We start from the raw sequence: 20,111 nt of genomic DNA on the forward strand, positions 1-20,111 counted from the left end.
AAGAAATGAATAAATTTATAGTAGTAGATAATCCAAAAGCTTGGTACTTTCTTAACGACAGTTCTCAAGTAATTGCTGCTAAAGAGTATTTAACCAATCCGTCTTTTGCTGCTTTAAAAAATGTACGCATTTTTAATTTATGTAAAGATTTCAGGTATCAATCTAAAGGCTATTATGTATCTCTTTTAGCCGAAGCTAGAGGACATTTACCTTTACCAACTGTAAAAAATTTAGTTGATTTACGAGCTTTAAAATTAGTGAAAATTGTATCTGAAGAATTTGATGATTTAATTCAACAAAGTCTAAAAACAATAAAATCTAGAGAATTTACTTTAAGTATTTATTTCGGACAAAATGTTGCGCAGAAGTACAAAGAGTTGAGCGCAATGTTTCATCGGTATTTTCAAGTTCCTTTTTTACGAATTAAATTTACTTATACTAATAAATGGAATATTCAAAACATTAGGGCTATTGGCGTTTCAGAAATTCCTGAAGATCACAAAGAAAGTATGCAGCTTTTTGCAAAACAATATTTTTCAAAAAAACGATATGATACGGCAAAGGCATCAAAAGCAATTTATGATTTAGCTATTTTAGTTCAAGAAAACGATCCTGCACCACCCAGTAACCCAAAAGCAATAAAGAAGTTTATAGAGGCTGCAGAGAAATTAAATTTTTATGTAGAAATTATTTCACCTAAAGATTTATCACGTCTTTCAGCATTTGATGCACTTTTTATTCGACAAAGTACAGAAGTAAATAATGAAACCTACACCTTTGCCAGAAAAGCTCAACAAGAAAATATAGCTTTGGTAGATTATCCTGATGCTATTTTAAAATGTTGCAACAAGGTTTTTATGGCAGAAGCGCTACAAAATGCAGGAATAGCTTCTCCTAAAACCACTATAATTCATCAAGACAATATTTCTAGTACTTTAGAAGAAATTACATTGCCCTGTGTTTTAAAATTACCGGATTCTACATTCTCCTTTGGTGTAAAAAAAGCTAGTAGTAAAGAAGAATATTTTCAACTGGTAAAAGAGATGCTAAAATCTTCTGATTTAATTATCGCTCAGGAATTTTGCCCTTCAGAATACGATTGGCGAATTGGTGTATTAGACGGAAAACCATTTTATGCGTGTAGGTATTATATGGCAAAAGGACATTGGCAAATTTATAATTGGGATGCAGAAAATAAAGATGATCAGGATGGGAATGCAGATTGTATGGCGATTGAAGATGTTCCAAAAGAAATTATAGACATTGCCATCAAAACAACTAAAATTATGGGGAAAGGCCTTTTTGGAATAGATATAAAACAAATAGATGGCCAAGCCCTTGTTATTGAAATTAATGATAATCCAAATATTGACGCAGGAGTAGAAGACCGCCATTATGGAGATCAAGTTTATACAACTATTATTGAAGCATTAATAAACCGATTAAATGAAAAATAAAAAGTACCATTTGTTTGAGGTTGTAGGAGTAGAGTTAGAATACATGCTCGTGGATAACGAGAACCTAAGCGTTATTCCCGAAGTAGATGCGCTATTGACTGATAAAAATGGAAGCTTAACTTCTGATATTGACAATGGAGAAATTTCTTGGAGTAACGAGTTAGTAGCTCATGTTGTAGAATTAAAAACAAACGGCCCAACTGCAGATCATGAGCGTTTATCAATGTTTTTTCTTGAAAATATTAGAGAAATAAATAGAATATTGAAGCCTAAAGGACAGCGATTATTGCCAACTGCTTCGCATCCTTTTATGAATCCCAAAAAAGAAACTGTTCTTTGGAAACACAACTACAACGAAGTTTATTCACTTTACAATAAAATTTTTGATTGTAGTGGTCACGGTTGGTCTAATGTTCAAAGTATGCATTTAAATTTTCCGTTTTATAATGATGAAGAATTTGAAATGCTTCACGCGGCTATTAGAATTTTATTGCCGATAATTCCTGCACTTACCGCCAGTTCGCCAATTTTTGAAGGAAAAGTAACCGGTTATAAAGATTCTAGGTTAGCGGTTTATAAAAATAATCAAAAAGAAATTCCGCAGCTTACCGGAAAAGTAATTCCAGAGCGCATTTTTACAAAAAAAGATTATGAAAAAATTATTTTTGAACCGATTAAAAAAGCGATTAAACCTTATGATGCTGAAGGAATTTTAGATAGGCATTTTTTAAATTCGAGAGGAGCAATTGCAAGATTTGATAGAAATGCGATCGAGATTAGAATTATTGATATACAAGAATGTCCAAAAGTAGATTTAGCAATTGCAGATTTTCTTATTAAAGTTTTACAACATTTAACCAATTTTGGAGAGTTAGAAAAACAAAAAAGTTGGCATGAAAATGACTTGTTTAAAATTTTTGATGAGGTTATTAAAACCGGAGAAAAAACTAAATTACAAGGAGAATATTTAACTTTATTTGATCTACCACAAACGGAAATTTTAGTTCGAGATTTATGGATGAGCTTATTTAAAGAAATTAGCAATACCATGAGTTTTGAAAATCAGGAAATAATTTCCATAATATTAGAACGCGGTTGTCTTTCTTCAAGAATTATAAGTGCTTTAGATCGAGATTTTTCAGCAAAAAATATACATAAGGTTTATCATGACTTAGCAGATTGTTTAGATAAAAATAAACTTTTTATTCCGTGAAACTGATTATTACTTGTGAACATGGTGGTAATTTAATTCCATCAAAATATATTCATTTATTTAAAAATGCTCAACAAATATTAGCATCACATCAAGGTTTTGATACAGGAACTTTAGATTTATTCACGTACTTATCTCCGCTAGCAGATTTTTCAAAAGCAACCCAAATTAGCAGATTATTGATTGAAGTAAACCGATCTTTACATCATCCTCAACTTTTTTCAGCATATACAAAATCACTTTCTACCTTAGAAAAGAATAAAATAATAGACCTTTTTTATCAGGATTACCGACGTGTTGTTGAAGAAAAAATTAAGGATTATCACGCTGCAAAAGAATGTGTTTTTCATCTTTCATTACATTCATTTACGCCTATTTTAAACAAAGAAAATAGAACTAATGATATTGGCATTTTATATGATTCTAAAATTGAAGAGGAAAAAAGTATAGCAAAATTATTCAAATCAGCTTTAAAAGCTCTTCAGCCAGATTTAATTATTCGTTTTAATTATCCGTATTTGGGAAGTGCCGATGGTTTTACTACATATCTTCGAAAAAAATTTCCCAAAAATTATATTGGTATAGAATTAGAAATCAATCAAAATTTGGTTCAAAATAATTCATTTCCTATTTTGTTGAAAGAGAATATAAAAAAAGTTTTAGAAAAAATTAATTGAATTCGTTTTCCATTAATTCGGTAATTTCTTCAACATCTCCGGCGTCCATTTTTTCAATTCCAATATTCCCTATTCGAACTCTTACCAAACGGAGTGTAGGAAAACCAACCGCTGCAGTCATTTTTCTAACCTGACGATATTTTCCTTCCGTAAGCGTAATAGAAACCCAACTCGTTGGTCCGTGACGTTCGTCTCTAATTTTTTTAGCTCGTTTAGGGAAGTTGGGTACTTCAAGAATCTTAATTGCTTGGCAAGGTTTAGTTGTATATTTTTCACCATCAATTCCTATTTCTACGCCTTGTTGTAGTTTTTGAATAGCTTCGGCTGTAATAATACCATCTACTTGAGCAAAATATTCTTTTTCAATTTTGGTACCGGTAATTTTTGCACTCATTTTTCCATCGGTAGTCAAAATAAGTAAACCTTCAGAAGGCTCATCAAGTCTTCCTGCTGCCATAGTTTCTCTAGGGAAATTATAGTTTAATTCGCCTAACATTTTTTTCTTTTTAGCTTTTTCCTGATGTGTAATAAACTGACTTAAATAACCGTAGGGTTTAAATATTTTAAAATGCTGATGTTTCATATTACAAAAGTAGAAAGTTTAGTAAAAAATGCATTTTTTTAGAAAAAAAATATAGCTATTTTTAAGAAAAGAATTGTAATTATGGCTTTTCTAGATTTTATGATTCCCGTGTTAGTTGCTTTAATTTCAGGTTTACTGATTGGTTTAGAGCGAGAATTTAAAAATAAAAATGCAGGCTTAAAGACTAATGCTTTAGTTTCTGTTGGGGCAGCAATATTTATGCTTATTTCTCTAAAATTCGAACATCAATTTGGAGTCGATATTACCCGCGTTCTAAGTCAAGTTGTTGTCGGTATTGGTTTTCTGGGAGCCGGTGTTATTGTCCGTAAAGGAGCAAATATACATGGGTTAACTACCGCTGCAACGGTTTGGTGTTGTGCGGCTTTAGGTTGCCTTGCTGCCGTTGAAATGTATCTTGAAGTAGCTGCGGTTACTATTTTAATTATAGCAGTAAATTTTATTTTTGGTTTTTTTGATCATAAAATCGGAAAAGAATAAATATTTATATTCAAGTTGGATATCATTTAACCGAAAATGTAAAGCAAACTTGTCATAAAGTAAAATTAAATTTACATTTGTAATGCATTTTTAATTTTATGATTTATGAAGACAAATTATTTATTACCTAACTCATTTAAAAAATGGGGATGGATTATATTTTTAATAGGTATTGGATTAGGGATTATTTATTGTTGTGGATATGATTCTCCTAAATTTTTTGATACTAAAGTTTTTGCATTAGTTGTAGATGAATTTACTGTAAACCTTGGTGGTGCAAATTCAAAATTTTTCACACTTTATAAGACTAATTTTTTTGATGAATTAATTTGTTTATTATTAATAATAGGAGGATTGTTGGTTGCATTTTCTAAACAAAAAATAGAAGATGAGTTTATCTCAAAAATTAGAGTAGAATCCTTAATTTGGGCAACCTATTGCAATTATTTTATTTTGTTAATTGCTATTTTGTTTGTTTACGAAACTCCTTTTTTTTGGGTAATGATTTTTAATATGTTTACGGTTTTATTATTTTTTATCATTCGTTTTCATTGGGCTTCTTATAGAATGAAAAAACTGGTTACTGATGAAGAATAAATTAAAAGTAGAACGAGCAAAAAACGATATGACACAGGCTCGACTAGCTGAATTAGTTCAGGTAAGTAGGCAAACCATAAATGCTATAGAATCTGGTAAATATAATTTATCTACAGTTTTAGCATTAAAAATAGCTCAGGTTTTTAAAACTGATGTAAATTCTATATTTGAATTGGAAGAAACAGATTGGAATTAATCACTCGAAATTCGCTTTAAAAAAGCTTTATTTTTCTTTAAACTCTCAACATCTGATGTGAGTTTTTTTGTAGCTGAAAGTTTCGGAAAACTTAATTTTCCAGCAGCATAGCTTTTTGAAATCAATAATAGAATATAATTGTAGCTTAAAATAAGTTGTTGAATAAAAGTTGGTGCGGCAATTGAAAAGCCCATTTTTTTGGCAGTACGTTTATTTAAGATATAAGTAGTTGCTTCAATTTTTGTGGCTTCTTTTTCGGTTTCAATTAAGTGTAATAGTCCTTCAGCAAATTGCTTTAAGATTATTTTTTTTCGTTGAGCCGGTGGTATTCTTTTATGCAAAACGAAGAGATAATCAAATAAAGTTCCGCCATGTATAAAAATTTTATCATTCTTATTTTCCATTAAGCAAAGCGGAGATAGGTACTGTAATTTATTTTGCTTCACTCCAGAGGGTACATCTATAAATGGTGCAAAAATGGAAAGTGTTATTGGAAAACCTAAAAAAGAAATATAAAGCTGATAGTAAAAAACAACTATACTGAAGAGAACCAAAAAAATAAGTAATAAAAAAATGATGCTAAAAAAATAGACTCTTTTTTGAAAAGAAGACAAGTTATAAAAACGGTGACTTAATTTCATAGTTGTGAAATCTTCAAATTAATTTCTGGCATGCTTAAAACGTTTGTGAGTCCATAAATAATACTCCGGTTTTTTATTGATTTGTACTTCTAATTGCTGAAAAAATTTATCGGTTATCTCAAAATCTTCGTAGTTTTTTGCGTTTTCAGCTAGCGGAAGTAAGCTTGCTTCATAATAACCGCGTTTCACTTTTTCTACGTGTAAATACAGCACTGCAAAACCTAATCTTTTAGCCATGGCCTCAGAACCTACAAATGCAGGAACTTCTTTTCCCATAAAATTTATCCAATGTTTTTGGTTTCCTTTTTTAGGAGATTGATCAGCAATCATATAATAACTGCTTTTTTGTTGATCGCGCATATTGCGTAACATTGTTGGAATTACTTCTTTACTGCTAATGAGTGTGGTGCCTAAATTTGCGCGGATATCTTTTATGAGTTTATCAAAATATGGGTTCTTTATTTTTTTATAAATAGCGTAGCCTTTATTGTAAGTTTCGTAAAAATTAATTGCTGTTGCCCATTCGTAACTAGCGTAATGACCACACATAACAATTACGCCTTTACTCTTTTTTTCGAGTTCACTTAAGGCTTCGATATTAGTGTAAACAAATCGTTTTTTTAATTCTTTTTTAGAAATGGAAAGGGTTTTTATCATCTCCAAAAACATATCGCACATATGTTTGTAGAAGGCTTTTTCTATTTTTTTAAGCTCATTTTTTGATTTTTTGGGAAAAGCGGTGACTAAATTTTCTCTAACCACTTTTTTTCGGTAACCGACTATATAATAAAAGAGGACATAAAAAATATCTGAAACCAAATAAAATAAAGGAAAAGGCAGTTTTGAAATACACCACAATAGAGGATAAACTAAAATGTATACGGCTTTTTTCATAAAAAATAATTATTTCAAATATAAATTTTTATCAGTATAAATATTGTTCTTAAACCACTTTTTATGTAATAAGCTGTTTCATATTTATGAGCCCATAAAAATTTTTGATTCTTTGTTCTATTGGTGAAAAAACATCGAAAAATTGGTGATAAAATTTGTTGCTGATTTTTTTAACTTCCGCTAAATATTGTTCAGTAAAAGTTACGATCAAGTTTTTATGTACTACTTTTTTTAGATAACCAATAAATTTGTGAATACAAAAATAAGTTAGATATGAAAGCCAATCAAGAAATATATAATTGAACCATAAAAAAAAAGGGTAGGAGAGTAGGTAAACCAATCTTTGCATGGAGAATAATAAAATTTGTGTAAAGATATGGTATATTTGAATGTTAACAAATTTGACTATGGGAAACTTAGCATTGGTTACAATTATAGTAATTGCTATAAATGGAATTATTTCATTTAAAGGATTTAACGATCAACTTTTTTTTGATAAGTATAAGTTTAGTATAAGTGCTATTCAACGCGGAGAGTATTGGCGTATGATTTCTTCTGGCTTTTTACATGTAGATATTACCCATTTATTTGTGAATATGCTAACGCTCTATTTTTTTGCTAACGTTGTGATTTTTCATGGCGGAATTCTTGCATTTATTTTAACCTATCTTGGTAGTCTTTTTTTAGGAAATTTATTTACACTTTTCTTTCATAAAGACGAACCTTTTTATTCAGCCGTTGGCGCAAGTGGTGCAGTTATGGGGGTTTTATATTCAGCAATTTTACTACGCCCAGATATGATGCTAGGGCTGTTTTTCTTTATCCCGATTCCTGCTTATATTTTTGGAATAGGTTATCTGTTATATTCAATTTACGGAATGAAAGCGCAAAACGATCAAATTGGTCATGACGCACATTTTGGCGGCGCAATGGGCGGTTATTTTATAACCATGTTTTTTGCCCCCTGGGTTTTTCAAGAACATTTATTAATGGTAGGCTTGTTACTAATACCTATTGTTGTTTTATTTATCTTAAAACAAACCGGCAAAATTTAAGTTGGTATTCTTTTTGAGTAACTTTCATCGAACTTAAAATTATTAACCGATGAAAAAACTATTTTTATTAATCTTATTTTGTGCAACTTCAGTAATTTTTGCGCAAGAAACTACTTCAAAAGGAATTAATGTAACAGGAAAGGGGAGCGTAAACGTTGTTCCAGATCAAGTGATTATAAATGTCCGGTCAGAATATAGCGGAAATTCTGCTAATACCGTAAAAGATGAAGTAGATGCAGATATTAATGAGGTGATCAAATTTTTAAAACAAGAAGGTGTTGCCGAAAAAAATATTCAAACTGAATATATTCATCTGGGAAAAGCTTATCATCATCAATTAAATAAATATGAGTTTAGAGCTTATCAAAGCCTCAGCATTTTATTAGAAGATATAAATGACTATGAAAAAATAATGGACGGCTTAATGTCTTCCGGAATCAATGCGATAAATAGTGTGAGTTTTGAGAGCTCTAAAGAAGAACAATTAAAAGCCGAGGCAAGAAAAAAAGCGATTGAAAATGCTAGAAGTAAAGCTGAAGAATATGCTAAAGCACTTGGGCAATCTGTAGGAAAAGCTTTTTATGTAAGCGAAAACAATGCTAGTTTTTCAGGACCAATTTTATTTAAAAGTATGGATGCCGGTGGAGAATCTTCAGAAGGACAAAGCATTGCAGTTGGAGAAAAAACAATAAGCGTAAGTGTGCAGGTTGGATTTATTTTGAATTAATACACTGAAAGCAAATCATAAAAAAAGCGATCTAAATTTTTAGATCGCTTTTTTTATAAAGTAAAATTGTTGATTTATTCTATTTCAGCAAATAACTCAGCCATTTTTTCTTCCAAAGCATTTCCTCTAACATCTTTAGCGATAATAACGCCATTTTCATCTAAAACAAATGTTGCAGGAATAGAGCTTACATTATAGTTTTTAATAATAGGATCTCTCCAAAACTGTAAGTTAGAAACATGTTGCCAAGTTAAATTGTCATCTTTAATGGCTTTTAACCATTTATCTTTTTGATTTGGCTTGTCTAAAGAAACACCAATAATATTTAATCCTTTTTCGTGATATTTATTATACACTTTTACCACATTAGGATTTTCAATTCTACAAGGCTTACACCAAGATGCCCAAAAATCTATAATCGTAATTTTTCCCATCGCATCTTTTAATGAAAGCATTTCTCCATCTGGTGTTGGCGCAGAGAAGTTAGGTGCTTTACTGCCAATAGCGGTTTTAGAAGCTTTTTCTAAAAACTTTTCTACTTCTTTACCAGGAATGCTATTTTTAACTTCTTCAGAAAGACCGGCGTACATTTCGCCCATTTCATTGGCAGGAAGCATTTTCATCTTCATAATATCAGATAGAATTAGAATTGAAACCAATGAATTTGGATTTTCATTGATGAGTTGTTTTCTAAACTCAGCATCCTTTTCTGTTATTTTCTGTTGTTTCGTTCTTACCTCTTGAACTATCGCCGGGTTTTGGCGCATTTGCGGGTCTTGAAATTGTTCTCGAAGTTTTTGTATTTTTTTTGATTGCTTAATTAAGTGGTCTACATATTCAGCAAATAAAGCATTGTTTTTTCCTCCGGTAATTTCTGAAGAACGTAAGCTATCTTTGTAGATGGTAGCTTTTAATGCTTCATTTTCGTTGATGAAAAGTACATTGCTATTTAAGTTTTCTATCGTAAGTACGTTCAAGGTTTGAAAATCTGTCTCAGGTAAATCTAACTGAAACTTCCCTTTTTGAACTTCTACCGTATCTTGAGCAACGGGCTGACCATTCTCTCCAAGTTTAGCTAAATATACTTTTGTTCCATCTGCTACATTATCTATGTTTGCCGTAATGCCGGGAGTTTGTTCTTTTTTCTCTTGACACGAAAAGGCTAGTGCAGCCAGTAAAATAAGACTTATTTTTTTCATTATGTATAATTCTGTTTTTTGCAAAAATAAATAACTTATATGGCTTTATACCCCTAAAAATTTAAAATATTGTTAATATTTAAAAACAATATTTGCCAACGCTCCGCAATAGGCTAACTTGTCTTCGTTACTTAATTGAAAAGAATAATGATAAATAAGAATACAGATTTTCCATTTCAAGTAAAAATCAGTTTTAAAAAAGTAATCGATGCTTATCGAGAGCGAATTAAAACAGAAGAAAAACCTATTACCAAAGATTATCTTGAGAAAATGCTGGCGTATATAGAAGATTACCCACAACTAGAATCGGGGATAGATAATGTTGAAGATTTAAATAAACATAATAAAACCATCGAGATTTTATTAGATGATCTTTTTCCGAATGTATTAACAAATAACGAAATTAAAGCAGCTTCAACACCACGCAATAATTTCATCTTCAATTCTTCTAAACGTTTTGATGAGATTTTAGAGAAAGCAGGAAAGGACTACAAATTTAGTGTAAGAAATCTAAGTCCAGATTTAGATTATGTATACGGATGTATTTTAATATTGAATCAATATTTTGGTCATGAAGTAGACTTTACAAGACCGTTTTATATAGATATTCCGGATGAAAACGGCATTATGCATCACTACAGGTTAGCTGTAAATGCAGATTTTGTAAGTTTTGAACCTACAGATAAAGCCATAGAACTATCAGATAAAGACATTGATAAGTTAATTCAAAATACAGATGATATAGAATTATGGAGAGAAAAATTTCCGCCACAGAGTTGGATATTTAAAGGTTTTGTAATTCTCAACCTTACCGATGTTACCGTAGATGATGGTATTTCCGATTTAAAAACCCAACTCATCAATAATAGAATTCCAGATGAAGAAAATATACAAAGTCTGGTCAATATTTTTAGATCTATTTATAAAATACCAGATCTTCGGGTTGGTTTTACCATGTTCGATAAGAGTGAAACCACTTTCTATAAAATGGAAAAAGGAAAAGTAAAAAGCTTCATTCTAAATAATGAAAAAGAATGTGATTGCGAAGAGGTTTTATGTAAGAATGCGTTTAAATCGCTTTTAAAAAATCATAAATATTTTACTATTGCGAATGTAGAAGATTATGCACTAAAAACCAATCATAACCTTCTCTCTGAAACTTTATTAACAAATGAAGTAAAAAGTTGTATTCTAGCTCCAATGGCAAAAAACGATGAGCTTTTAGGAGTTTTAGAGCTGGTTTCTTACCGAAAAAATGAACTAAATAATATTAACGCGGTAAAATTAGAAGATATTTTACCTTATATAACTACTGCAGTAGAACGAAATACAGCAGAGTTTGAAAACAGAGTAAAAGCAGTAATTCAAAGTGAGTGTACCTCTATACATCCAAGTGTCCTTTGGGTTTTTGAAGAAGAAGCAAAACGCTACATCAAAGATTTAGATAATGATGGGGTTTCTTCCTTTAGAGATATTGCTTTTAAAGATATTTATCCATTATACGGACAAATTGATATTGTAGGTTCTTCAGATGAACGAAATAAGGCAATTCAAAAAGATTTACTTCAACAATTAGGCATGATTACAAAAATTATTGATGATGCTATGGAAATTGAAGAATTACCTATTTATGAGCAGGTAAAATTTAGAGTAAATGAATTCAGTGAAAATTTAAAAGACAACTTAAACGCTTCTAGTGAGCAGCGCATTATCAATTTTATTTTTAAGGAAATAAAACCGATGATGCAGCACTTAAAAAAACAATCTCGCAAGCTGAGAAGAAAGATTGATAAATACAGCGAATGTATGGATCCTAGTAGTGGCGTAATTTATAGTGAAAGAAAAAATTATGACGATACTGTACAGCGAATCAATAGAACTTTATCGCGTTTTATAGACAGAAAACAAATTGATGCGCAAAAAATTTTCCCACATTATTTTGAACGCTATAAAACCGATGGAGTAGATCACAATATTTATATAGGCGAAGAAATGACTAAAAATAGAACTTTTAGTAAAGTCTATTTGTATAATTTACGTTTATGGCAATTGCAGATAATGTGTGAAATGGAAAATAAGTTTTATCACATTCAAAAAGATATGCCATTAAAATTAGATGCAGCGTCGTTAATTTTGGTGTTCAATTCAACTCTATCAATCCGTTACCGAATGGATGAAAAAAAGTTTGATGTAGATGGGACTTATAATGCGCGTTATGAAATTATCAAAAAGCGTATCGATAAAGCTTATGTAAAAGGTACCGAAGAGCGAATTACGCAGAAGGGAAAAATTGCTATTATATATTCTCAAAAATCAGATCAGCGAGAATACTTACGCTATATTAAATATTTACAGAGTAAAAATTATATAGGAGAAAATGTAGAGCTGTTAGAGCTTGAAGATGTTCAAGGAGTAGTAGGTCTAAAAGCAATACGGGTAGAGGTTCTTTATCATAAAGAAGATACAGATGATAAAGAAACCTTTACCTATGAAGCTTTAATGGAAGAACTACATTGACCAAAAGGCAATAACAAAACTGATAACAGAAATTATTAAGCCGGTCATAAAAATAGTGTAGGTCCAACGTAAAATTTTATACTTCCGGTTAAGTACCACACCTAGTAAGTATAAATCTTTGGTTAAGGCTTCGTACATATAATCTTGATCGTCTAATATTTCATTCATCGCCCAATTATACTGGTCAAAAGGCATTTTATGAAAATTACCAAAAAAGAGAATGTTCACTTTTCTCTTTTTTACTTGCTCTCTTGTAAACTCACCAGTTGTAACATTTGGTCGTGTAGACATAATAGAAAGTATAATTGATGCGACACTAAAACAGACCAGTACAAGTGTAGGAATCATTAAATGTCGATTAGAATCTGCATCTAATTTTGGGATGATGTTAGCCAAAGCTAAGGAAATGATAATAGCATTTACCGAAAGTAAAATGTTAGCTTTAGTATCAGCAATATCACTCAGTTTTATGTGGTTTCGTAAAGTCGTTCTGTAAATAGTTTGCCTGCTACGATCCGGATTCTGACTTTTATATTTTGCTTTTAACTTTGCTTTAGTTTCTTCTTTTTCTAATTTTTTCTTTTTCTTTTTCTGTTTTTTTAAAAGAGATAAAAGGTTTTCATCTTTTTTGGGACGCCATTCTTTGGCTGCATAATCTGTATAAAACTTATGTTTTTCCGTAAAGAGATTAATATTTTCTTGAATCCATTCATTGGGGTTGTAATAACAAACTCCGTGAAGTTTTAATTCTTGACGTAAAAACTCTGTAGTTTCTTCAAAATAATCTTTTGCTAAATGAGAAGAATCTGCATCCCTAATAATTTCTTCTAATTTATCTTGAGGAACTGCATTCATTTCAGTTGCTAAAATGCAGCGTTTTACTTCATCTATAATTTCTTGATCTTCATTTTGCTCTTTTAAAAAATCCTCGGCAATTTTAGAACTCTCTAATTCATGACCGTCTTTGGCAACTATGTAACCCGTGTCATGAAGCCAAGCAGCTAGCAATAGTACCTTTTCTTCTTTAACATTAATTTGAGAATTTTCAATTAATTCTTTAGTACTTTTAACCACACGTTGCGTGTGATTGTAGTTATGATAAATGAAGGTATTTGGGAGCTTTTCCTTAAAAAGGTTCAATACAAATTTATCTGTTCTCTCAAGAATATTATCCATAAAGTTTTGTTGTTTTTACGATAAGCAAAATACAAAAAAACGACGATGAATTAATTCCTATGAATAAAAATAACATACTTCTAACAGTTTTAACAATAGTAATTTTGGCTTCTTGCGCCACATTTGATCCTAAATATAAAGAAGGAGAAGCAACAGAAGATTTTGATTTTCCCATTGATAAAGAAATCGATAAACGCTTTTTTGTAATAGGTGACGCAGGCTATTCGCAACCTGGTGGTTCTTCAAGCGGGTTACAAGCTTTTAAAAATTTTTTAGACTCTGTTGAAACTAAAAATTCTTATGTGATTTTTCCGGGTGATAATATTTACCCCGTCGGGATGCCTGATGAAAATGATCCAGGGCGTTTGCAAGCAGAATATAGAATTGACGCACAATTAGATGCTTTAGAAAATTTTGATGGTGAAGTTTTATTTATTCCTGGCAATCACGATTGGTATGCCAACGGGATTGATGGTGTAGAAGACCAAGCAGAATATATTAAAAGTAAGTTAAAGGATAAAGAAAATATTTGGGACCCAGTTCCGGGTTGTGGCTTGGCTATTCGTGATATCACTGATGATATTACGATGATTATCATAGATTCACAATGGTATTTAGAAGATTGGGATACTAACCCGACAATAAATGATAATTGTCCGGAGCGAAAAACAAGAGAAGCAGTATTTACTGAAATTGAAACCGAACTCAAAAAAAGTCAGAATAAAACAGTTGTAATTGCAATGCATCACCCAATGTATACTAACGGAGTTCATGGGGGTAATTATCATTTTGATCGACATTTATATCCTTCGCAGCGAAAATTACCGATGCCAATTTTAGGTTCTTTAGCCATGCTCATTAGAACAACTGGAGGAGTTTCAATTCAAGATAAACAAAATGAACGCTACAAATCTTTGGTAAGACGCTTAGAAACGCTTTCATCAAATTACCATAGAGTGGTTTATATTTCTGGACACGAGCATAATTTACAATATGTTGAGCACGATAGTATTAGGCAAATTGTATCCGGGTCTGGCTCAAAAGCTAGTTTTGCAAGTTTAAGAAATGATGGTGTTTTTGCTTATCCAGGTCAAGGTTTTGCAATCTATGATGTGTTTAAAGATGGTTCTTCTTGGGTGAGTTTTTACGCAAGTGAAGAAAATAAACCAAAATTATTGTTTCAAAAAGAAGTATTTAGTGGACCCAGAACTTATGACATAAATAAACTTCCGAAAGAAATAAAACTACCTAAGCAAATCGAGGCTTCAATTTATGAATACGAAGAAACTGAAAAAGGAGACGTATATGAAAGTGTTTGGGGCGATCATTATCGAAAATTATACGGCACTAAAATTAAAGCAGATGTTGCTGTTTTAGATACTTTATATGGTGGGTTAGAAGTTTTACGAGAAGGCGGTGGACACCAAACCAGATCTATTCGAGTGCGTGATAAGCAAAAACGAGAGTATAATATTAGAGCTTTACAAAAAAGCGCTGTTCAATTTATACAAACAGTTGCTTTTAAAGATAAAAAAGTAGAGCAAAAATTTGAAAATACGCTTGCAGAAAGTGCTATAAGAGATTTTTATACAGCTTCACATCCGTATGCTTTTTTAGCTATTCCGACACTTTCTGAAGCGATAAGTGTTTATCATACCAACCCGAAAGTAATTTATATGCCGAAACAACGTGCTTTAGAAAAATATAATAGCACGTTCGGAGATGAATTATATATGATTGTTGAACGACCGGAAGAGCATTGGAAAGATGCTGAATTTTTTGGTTCTCCAAATCACGATATTCAGAGTACCGAGGGGCTTTTTGATCGCTTACGGAGAGATGAAAAATATAATTTGGATGAGGGTGAATATATAAAAGCGCGTGTTTTTGATATGTTAATTGGCGATTGGGATCGCCATAAAGATCAGTGGCGTTGGGCAGAATTCGAAAACGAAGATGGTACGCATACTTTTAAACCAATTCCAAGAGATCGCGATCAGGTTTTTTCAAATTTCGATGGTGCTTTTTTTGCAACGCTTCGAGGTTTAGCCGGATTTGCTAAACAGTTTAGTAAGTATGATGAAAATTTAACAGATTTAGAGTGGTTCAATACAGCAGGACTTGGGTTAGATCGAGCTTTAATTCAAAATAAGGGAAAAGAAGAATGGATAAAACAAGCAGAATTTGTTCAACAAAATATTACCGATGAGGTTATAGAAGAGGCCTTTAGTAAAATGCCTGAAGAAGTTCAAGGAGAGTCAACTAATGAGTTAATAAAAAAAGTAAAAGGGAGGCGCGATAGAATTGTTGATATAACAGAACGCTATTATAAACATTTTGCAAAACTAGCGATTATAACCGCGACTGATAAAGACGATTTTTTAGATGTAACAAGACTACCAGATGGAAAAACTAAAATTGAAATTTGGCGAAATAAGGACGGGAAAAGAGATGGTTTAGTAAGTGTTAAAACTTACGATAAAAAAGACACCAAAGAAATTTGGTTGTATGCATTAGATGATGACGATGAAATTAGTGTTTCTGGAAAAGGAAACGATTATATATTTATGAGAATTATCGGTGGACAAAACAATGATATTTATAAAATCACTAACGGAAAAAAGCTAAAAGTATACGATCATCAATCAAAGCCCAATACTTTTGAAGAAGCAGGTTCAGCAAAAATTAGATTATCAGATCGTTATGAGCAAAATATTTATAATAAGGATAAAAGAATTTTCAATACCAATGTAATTGTTCCAGGAATTGGCTATAATCCAGATGATGGTTTTAAAATCGGTTTACAAAATGTATTTACTATAAACCGATTTAAAAGAAATCCATTTACTGCACAGCATAAATTTCGTGCGGGTTATTATTTCGCAACTAAAGGATTTGATTTTGAATATAGTGGAAACTTTGCCAGTATAGTCGGTAATTATAATTTAGAAGTGGGTGCTCATTTTACAAGCCCAAATTTTGCTCGAAACTTTTTTGGTTATGGAAATGAAACTATTAATCCGGAACAGGAATTAGGAGAGGGTTTTGATTATAATCGTGTGAAAATCAGCAGAATTGGTACTGACATAGGATTAGTGAAAAGAAGTCCGTATGGAAGTTATTTTAGTTATATCGCATCTTTTGAAGCAGTAGAGGTTGAGGACACAGACGGAAGATTTTTAGATGAAGCTTTTGTACCCGATACGGAAGATTTTTATGAGCGTAAATATTTTGCCGGTTTGCAAGCTACATATGGTTATGAAAGTTATGATGATGTTTTAAACCCAACACAAGGAATGGATTTTAACTTGACTGTTGGTGGAAAAATGAATACAAAAGATCCTGATCGTTATTATGGTTATATTCATCCATCCTTAGAATTTTACAACGCTATTTCTACCAATAGAAAATGGGTTTTGAGAACACAAGTACAGTCGCAGGTAAATCTAGGAGACGATTATGAATTTTATCAAGCGGCTCAATTAGGAGGGGATACCGGTTTGCGCGGCTATAGGAATCAACGTTTTAGCGGAGAAAGTGCTTTAGCTTTTGGAGCTGATATCCGTTACAGTATTGCACAATTTAAAACTGCTTTTTTACCTTTTCAATTGGGCGTTTTTGCCGGAGGAGATTTGGGTAGAGTATGGTTAGATGGTGATGATAGTAGACGTTACCATAATGATTATGGTGGTGGATTTTGGTTAAACAGTGCAGAAGCCATTAATGGAACTTTTAATCTATTTCACGGAGAAGATGGCTTGCGATTTAGTTTTGGTTTTGGTTTCAGATTCTAAAAGTATTAAAATTAAATATTGATAACTAAATCATAAACTATACTGGTTCAGTAATTTCTCATCGTGAAATTACCTGAATTTTAATTGAAGTTTAAGAATTGGTAGAGATCTTAGAAAAGCGCTGGAAAAACTAAAGTTTAAATTTCTTTAAGCACACAATTTTTTTGCTATTGAGATTAAAATTGTAACAGATAAATTTTATTCAAAATTAAATTTATCCGTTAGAAGTACAATTATAGAAAATAAAGTGTAGCTACTGCATACAAAAAATCCCGATAATTTTATATTGTGATTTTTTAGTTGGGAATTAATTTTATTCTTCTTTTTTATTCTTTTGCATCGAAACAATTTCTAATTGCTCAGATCTAAATTTGTTCTTTCCAAAATCCAATGTTCTGATAGGGAATGGAATGTTGATATCATTTTCGTTAAAGGCCTTTTTAACCGCTAAAATTGCTTTATGCTTAGCCATTAAAATATCCTTTTGTCGATTTACATCAGTCCAAAAACGTACAACAAAATTAATGGAACTATCGCCAAATTCAGTATATGCAAACTCAACTTCTTCTCCGTGTTCCTGCTTAAATAGTTTTTTAACAGCATCAGTTGTTATTTGCTGAACTTTTTCTAAATCACTCTCATAACCAACACCTATATCTAACATAACCCGAGATCTAGAAGTTCTTGAAAAGTTTTTAAACGTATCTTCAACAATCATCGAGTTGGGTATAACTACGTGATTATTATCAGATTCTTTAATAATAATATTCCTTAAATTTACTTCAAGTACTTCTCCTGCATAGCCATTAGTTTCTACCCAATCATGTATTTGGATTTCAGGAAGAAAACTTAGGATTATTCCAGAGAAGGTATTGTTTAGTGTTCCTTGAAGTGCTAAACCTATAGCTAAACCAACAACTCCGGCAGCACCAAGGATTGTGGTTAACATTTTGTCAAGGTTTAGTAACTCTAAGGAGATAAAAAAGCCGATTGCAATAACAATAACCTTAATTATTTTTACCGTTATTTGCCTGATAGAATGCTGTATTCCTCTTCTTAAAAATAATTTATCGAAGCCTTTACCAATATATTTGGCTATTATTATAAATATAATAAATACAACAATAGCCAATAAAAAGTTAGGTAAATTTACAATTATGGCATCAAGCCAATCTGCCATTTTATCCCATATCCCTTGAACGGATTTTCCTAAGTCAAAATCTTCTAACATTTGTTATAACTTAGGCTTGTACTGCTTTATGTGTTTCTTTTGTTTTCATTACCCAGGCGTCTAACATCCAACTAGTTTTCTCTAGTTCTCTAATGTAAGCTCCAATTAAATCAATAGTACCTTCATCTCCAGCAGCATCAGCGGCTTCAACCACTTTTCTCATCTGTTTTAAAATCGTACCGTGATCTTTTAAAAGTGTTTTTACCATTTCGGTATCGGTAATTTCAGAAGGAGATTCTTCCACATTAGAATTGTTCAAATAATCAGATAGATTACTAATTGGCTGGTAACGAAGTGTTAAAATACGTTCAGCAATCTCATCAACTTTTAATTTAGCATCATCGTACATTTCTTCGAATTTCTCGTGTAAATCGAAAAAGCTTTTTCCAATAATATTCCAATGAAAATTACGTAATTTTTGATAATATAAGTGATAGTCTGCAAGTAACGTATTTAATTCTTTTACAGTGTGTGAAGTTTTTTCGCGGTCTAAATTTAAATATTCCATAATTTTTATTTATTATTTTTTAAATTTCAATACAAAAATACAATAGTAGTTGATCTATATCAAATGAAAAATCTACTTTAGTATAAGTTTAACGCCTGTATAATTAGGCTTCAGGATGAATTTTTAATTTTTCGATCATTTCTTTTGAAACTTGACCACTATACACACCATAGGCATCAGTTAAGACTCCTTTCTTTCCGTTAGAAGTTGTTATGGCATATAATACAGAGTTATCGTCTGGGTTGCTCATTCCTTCAAATCGAAGAACTTTATCAACATCAAATTCTTTCGCGGTATAGCGTTCCTTATCTTTTTTGTTTTCTAAATGCTCGTCAAGTAGATTAAAATCGTGGCTGTAGCCTTCTTCTTTTAACTTATTAATAGCTTCTGAGAGCGTACCGTAATCTTTCATGATTTTTAGTTTTTACAGTAAATTACTATGAAAGCATTTCCTGAGCAAATTCTCATACTAGTTTAATATAAGTTTAACTTGGAAAAGTTTAATTTTTATCGCACGAACCTAATAGACCTAGTGGGAGCACAAATAAAATGAATAGAAATTTTCCGGTTAAAATTCCGTAAATTGTAATTCCGGCAGCTAATATGTAAAGAAAATATTTTAATTTCATATAAAAAAATAAGCTACTAAAAATATACCAATCGTGATGTGAAATAACCAATAAGGTTTTGGCTTTTTAGGATTTTTACCCCATATAATTTTTGTTAGTTTAAAATAAAAGCCTCTGTTTTTGGCAATGTGATTATATGCATGATCACTTAAAAACATAAACCAACTAGAATTTTGATAAAGTTGGTGCCAAAAAGATTGTCCGCTAAGATAAAGTATTCGATAAGCAGAATCGGGTCCGTTGAAAACCCTACCTTCAGTATCAATTAATTTACTCGATTTTTTAAATTCTTTAAGCGGAATATCTTCAAAAAAAGAAGCTTTATTTTGAAAGGTTTCAAAAACAACTTCACCTTTCAATTTTTTTTGCCAACGAATTTTCCAATAATGACAAAATCCGCAATTACCATCCCAAATCAGGTGAGGTTTTTGTGGTGTATACATTGTTTTGTTTATCTTTTTAAACATATGAAACTGAATTCTTTAAAAAAACGTAACTATAAAGTCACTTTTATTAACC

At 31.3% G+C, this 20,111-nt stretch carries 19 protein-coding genes; 10 read left to right on the plus strand and 9 right to left on the minus strand.

What is annotated here, in order from left to right; translation table 11 throughout:
• Positions 1 to 5 precede the first annotated feature (5 nt).
• From D9R05_RS14460 to D9R05_RS14470, 3 genes are read left to right on the plus strand one after another with little or no spacing between them, the layout of a single operon-like run.
• On the plus strand, positions 6 to 1,457 hold the full coding sequence (locus tag D9R05_RS14460) for a RimK family protein (protein ID WP_121667945.1): 1,452 nt from the start codon (positions 6 to 8) through the stop codon (positions 1,455 to 1,457).
• A complete protein-coding gene (locus tag D9R05_RS14465; RefSeq protein WP_121667946.1) occupies positions 1,447 to 2,670 on the plus strand; it encodes a carboxylate-amine ligase in 1,224 nt (407 codons plus the stop codon). The genes D9R05_RS14460 and D9R05_RS14465 overlap by 11 nt, the downstream gene beginning before the upstream one ends.
• Complete coding sequence (locus D9R05_RS14470; RefSeq protein ID WP_121667947.1) at positions 2,667 to 3,347, plus strand: N-formylglutamate amidohydrolase; 681 nt, start codon at positions 2,667 to 2,669, stop codon at positions 3,345 to 3,347. Before D9R05_RS14465 ends, D9R05_RS14470 begins: the two co-directional genes overlap by 4 nt.
• Here D9R05_RS14470 and D9R05_RS14475 read toward each other — a convergent pair.
• A complete protein-coding gene (locus D9R05_RS14475; RefSeq protein WP_121667948.1) occupies positions 3,340 to 3,930 on the minus strand; it encodes a pseudouridine synthase in 591 nt (196 codons plus the stop codon). The two genes, D9R05_RS14470 and D9R05_RS14475, sit on opposite strands and share 8 nt — an antisense overlap.
• Positions 3,931 to 4,011: 81 nt before the next feature.
• Between D9R05_RS14475 and D9R05_RS14480 the strand changes: the two genes are divergently transcribed.
• The 3 genes from D9R05_RS14480 (at position 4,012) to D9R05_RS14490 (ending at position 5,221) form a co-directional block, all read left to right on the plus strand.
• Positions 4,012 to 4,428, plus strand: a complete 417-nt coding sequence (locus D9R05_RS14480; RefSeq protein WP_121667949.1) for an MgtC/SapB family protein — start codon at positions 4,012 to 4,014, stop codon at positions 4,426 to 4,428.
• Positions 4,429 to 4,533: 105 nt separating this feature from the next.
• A complete protein-coding gene (locus D9R05_RS14485) occupies positions 4,534 to 5,025 on the plus strand; it encodes a hypothetical protein (protein ID WP_121667950.1) in 492 nt (163 codons plus the stop codon).
• Positions 5,015 to 5,221, plus strand: a complete 207-nt coding sequence (locus tag D9R05_RS14490) for a helix-turn-helix transcriptional regulator (RefSeq protein WP_121667951.1) — start codon at positions 5,015 to 5,017, stop codon at positions 5,219 to 5,221. Before D9R05_RS14485 ends, D9R05_RS14490 begins: the two co-directional genes overlap by 11 nt.
• Here the strand turns inward: D9R05_RS14490 and D9R05_RS14495 are convergent.
• Positions 5,218 to 5,862, minus strand: a complete 645-nt coding sequence (locus tag D9R05_RS14495) for a hypothetical protein (RefSeq protein ID WP_121667952.1) — start codon at positions 5,860 to 5,862, stop codon at positions 5,218 to 5,220. The genes D9R05_RS14490 and D9R05_RS14495 overlap by 4 nt on opposite strands.
• An 18-nt stretch (positions 5,863 to 5,880) precedes the next feature.
• Complete coding sequence (locus D9R05_RS14500; protein WP_121667953.1) at positions 5,881 to 6,756, minus strand: lysophospholipid acyltransferase family protein; 876 nt, start codon at positions 6,754 to 6,756, stop codon at positions 5,881 to 5,883.
• Between the two features lie 407 nt (positions 6,757 to 7,163).
• Between D9R05_RS14500 and D9R05_RS14510 the strand changes: the two genes are divergently transcribed.
• Together D9R05_RS14510 and D9R05_RS14515 are read left to right on the plus strand one after the other, a co-directional pair.
• Complete coding sequence (locus D9R05_RS14510; protein ID WP_121667955.1) at positions 7,164 to 7,811, plus strand: rhomboid family intramembrane serine protease; 648 nt, start codon at positions 7,164 to 7,166, stop codon at positions 7,809 to 7,811.
• Between the two features lie 49 nt (positions 7,812 to 7,860).
• A complete protein-coding gene (locus D9R05_RS14515) occupies positions 7,861 to 8,538 on the plus strand; it encodes an SIMPL domain-containing protein (RefSeq protein WP_121667956.1) in 678 nt (225 codons plus the stop codon).
• Positions 8,539 to 8,612: 74 nt separating this feature from the next.
• Here D9R05_RS14515 and D9R05_RS14520 read toward each other — a convergent pair whose 3' ends face one another.
• Entirely contained in the window at positions 8,613 to 9,737 is a 1,125-nt protein-coding gene (locus D9R05_RS14520) for a TlpA disulfide reductase family protein (RefSeq protein ID WP_121667957.1), read from the minus strand.
• A gap of 147 nt (positions 9,738 to 9,884) precedes the next feature.
• Between D9R05_RS14520 and D9R05_RS14525 the strand changes: the two genes are divergently transcribed.
• The gene (locus D9R05_RS14525) at positions 9,885 to 12,254 is read left to right on the plus strand and encodes a GAF domain-containing protein (RefSeq protein WP_121667958.1); all 2,370 of its coding nucleotides are present in this window, start codon (positions 9,885 to 9,887) and stop codon (positions 12,252 to 12,254) included.
• Here the strand turns inward: D9R05_RS14525 and D9R05_RS14530 are convergent.
• Positions 12,246 to 13,430 carry a Pycsar system effector family protein gene (locus D9R05_RS14530; RefSeq protein WP_121667959.1) on the minus strand — a complete coding sequence of 395 codons (1,185 nt, stop codon included), beginning with the start codon at positions 13,428 to 13,430 and terminating at the stop codon, positions 12,246 to 12,248. The two genes, D9R05_RS14525 and D9R05_RS14530, sit on opposite strands and share 9 nt — an antisense overlap.
• Positions 13,431 to 13,489: 59 nt before the next feature.
• Here D9R05_RS14530 and D9R05_RS14535 point away from each other — a divergent pair, with 59 nt between their 5' ends.
• Complete coding sequence (locus tag D9R05_RS14535) at positions 13,490 to 17,224, plus strand: metallophosphoesterase (protein WP_121667960.1); 3,735 nt, start codon at positions 13,490 to 13,492, stop codon at positions 17,222 to 17,224.
• A 313-nt stretch (positions 17,225 to 17,537) separates the two neighbouring features.
• Here D9R05_RS14535 and D9R05_RS14540 read toward each other — a convergent pair whose 3' ends face one another.
• From D9R05_RS14540 to D9R05_RS14555, 4 genes are all read right to left on the minus strand, one after another.
• Positions 17,538 to 18,455, minus strand: coding sequence for a mechanosensitive ion channel family protein (locus tag D9R05_RS14540; RefSeq protein ID WP_121667961.1), 918 nt, complete (start codon positions 18,453 to 18,455; stop codon positions 17,538 to 17,540).
• Between the two features lie 10 nt (positions 18,456 to 18,465).
• Positions 18,466 to 18,963 (minus strand): Dps family protein, encoded by a 498-nt coding sequence (locus D9R05_RS14545; protein ID WP_121667962.1) that lies wholly within the window; start codon positions 18,961 to 18,963, stop codon positions 18,466 to 18,468.
• Positions 18,964 to 19,066: 103 nt separating this feature from the next.
• On the minus strand, positions 19,067 to 19,375 hold the full coding sequence (locus D9R05_RS14550; RefSeq protein WP_121667963.1) for a phosphoribosylpyrophosphate synthetase: 309 nt from the start codon (positions 19,373 to 19,375) through the stop codon (positions 19,067 to 19,069).
• Positions 19,376 to 19,588: 213 nt separating this feature from the next.
• Positions 19,589 to 20,035, minus strand: a complete 447-nt coding sequence (locus D9R05_RS14555) for a thiol-disulfide oxidoreductase DCC family protein (RefSeq protein WP_240463086.1) — start codon at positions 20,033 to 20,035, stop codon at positions 19,589 to 19,591.
• Positions 20,036 to 20,111: the final 76 nt, after the last annotated feature.

The organism is Mesonia aquimarina (assembly GCF_003667275.1).
In the GTDB taxonomy this organism is placed as follows: domain Bacteria; phylum Bacteroidota; class Bacteroidia; order Flavobacteriales; family Flavobacteriaceae; genus Mesonia; species Mesonia aquimarina.

Excerpts from the sequence above, each read along its gene's own strand:
- D9R05_RS14460 (WP_121667945.1), top strand. The coding sequence starts at position 6 with ATGAATAAATTTATAGTAGTAGATAATCCAAAAGCTTGGTACTTTCTT.
- D9R05_RS14465 (WP_121667946.1), top strand. The coding sequence starts at position 1,447 with ATGAAAAATAAAAAGTACCATTTGTTTGAGGTTGTAGGAGTAGAGTTA.
- D9R05_RS14475 (WP_121667948.1), bottom strand. The coding sequence starts at position 3,930 with ATGAAACATCAGCATTTTAAAATATTTAAACCCTACGGTTATTTAAGT.
- D9R05_RS14480 (WP_121667949.1), top strand. The coding sequence starts at position 4,012 with ATGGCTTTTCTAGATTTTATGATTCCCGTGTTAGTTGCTTTAATTTCA.
- D9R05_RS14485 (WP_121667950.1), top strand. The coding sequence starts at position 4,534 with ATGAAGACAAATTATTTATTACCTAACTCATTTAAAAAATGGGGATGG.
- D9R05_RS14490 (WP_121667951.1), top strand. The coding sequence starts at position 5,015 with ATGAAGAATAAATTAAAAGTAGAACGAGCAAAAAACGATATGACACAG.
- D9R05_RS14495 (WP_121667952.1), bottom strand. The coding sequence starts at position 5,862 with ATGAAATTAAGTCACCGTTTTTATAACTTGTCTTCTTTTCAAAAAAGA.
- D9R05_RS14500 (WP_121667953.1), bottom strand. The coding sequence starts at position 6,756 with ATGAAAAAAGCCGTATACATTTTAGTTTATCCTCTATTGTGGTGTATT.
- D9R05_RS14510 (WP_121667955.1), top strand. The coding sequence starts at position 7,164 with ATGGGAAACTTAGCATTGGTTACAATTATAGTAATTGCTATAAATGGA.
- D9R05_RS14515 (WP_121667956.1), top strand. The coding sequence starts at position 7,861 with ATGAAAAAACTATTTTTATTAATCTTATTTTGTGCAACTTCAGTAATT.
- D9R05_RS14520 (WP_121667957.1), bottom strand. The coding sequence starts at position 9,737 with ATGAAAAAAATAAGTCTTATTTTACTGGCTGCACTAGCCTTTTCGTGT.
- D9R05_RS14525 (WP_121667958.1), top strand. The coding sequence starts at position 9,885 with ATGATAAATAAGAATACAGATTTTCCATTTCAAGTAAAAATCAGTTTT.
- D9R05_RS14530 (WP_121667959.1), bottom strand. The coding sequence starts at position 13,430 with ATGGATAATATTCTTGAGAGAACAGATAAATTTGTATTGAACCTTTTT.
- D9R05_RS14535 (WP_121667960.1), top strand. The coding sequence starts at position 13,490 with ATGAATAAAAATAACATACTTCTAACAGTTTTAACAATAGTAATTTTG.
- D9R05_RS14540 (WP_121667961.1), bottom strand. The coding sequence starts at position 18,455 with ATGTTAGAAGATTTTGACTTAGGAAAATCCGTTCAAGGGATATGGGAT.
- D9R05_RS14545 (WP_121667962.1), bottom strand. The coding sequence starts at position 18,963 with ATGGAATATTTAAATTTAGACCGCGAAAAAACTTCACACACTGTAAAA.
- D9R05_RS14550 (WP_121667963.1), bottom strand. The coding sequence starts at position 19,375 with ATGAAAGATTACGGTACGCTCTCAGAAGCTATTAATAAGTTAAAAGAA.
- D9R05_RS14555 (WP_240463086.1), bottom strand. The coding sequence starts at position 20,035 with ATGTATACACCACAAAAACCTCACCTGATTTGGGATGGTAATTGCGGA.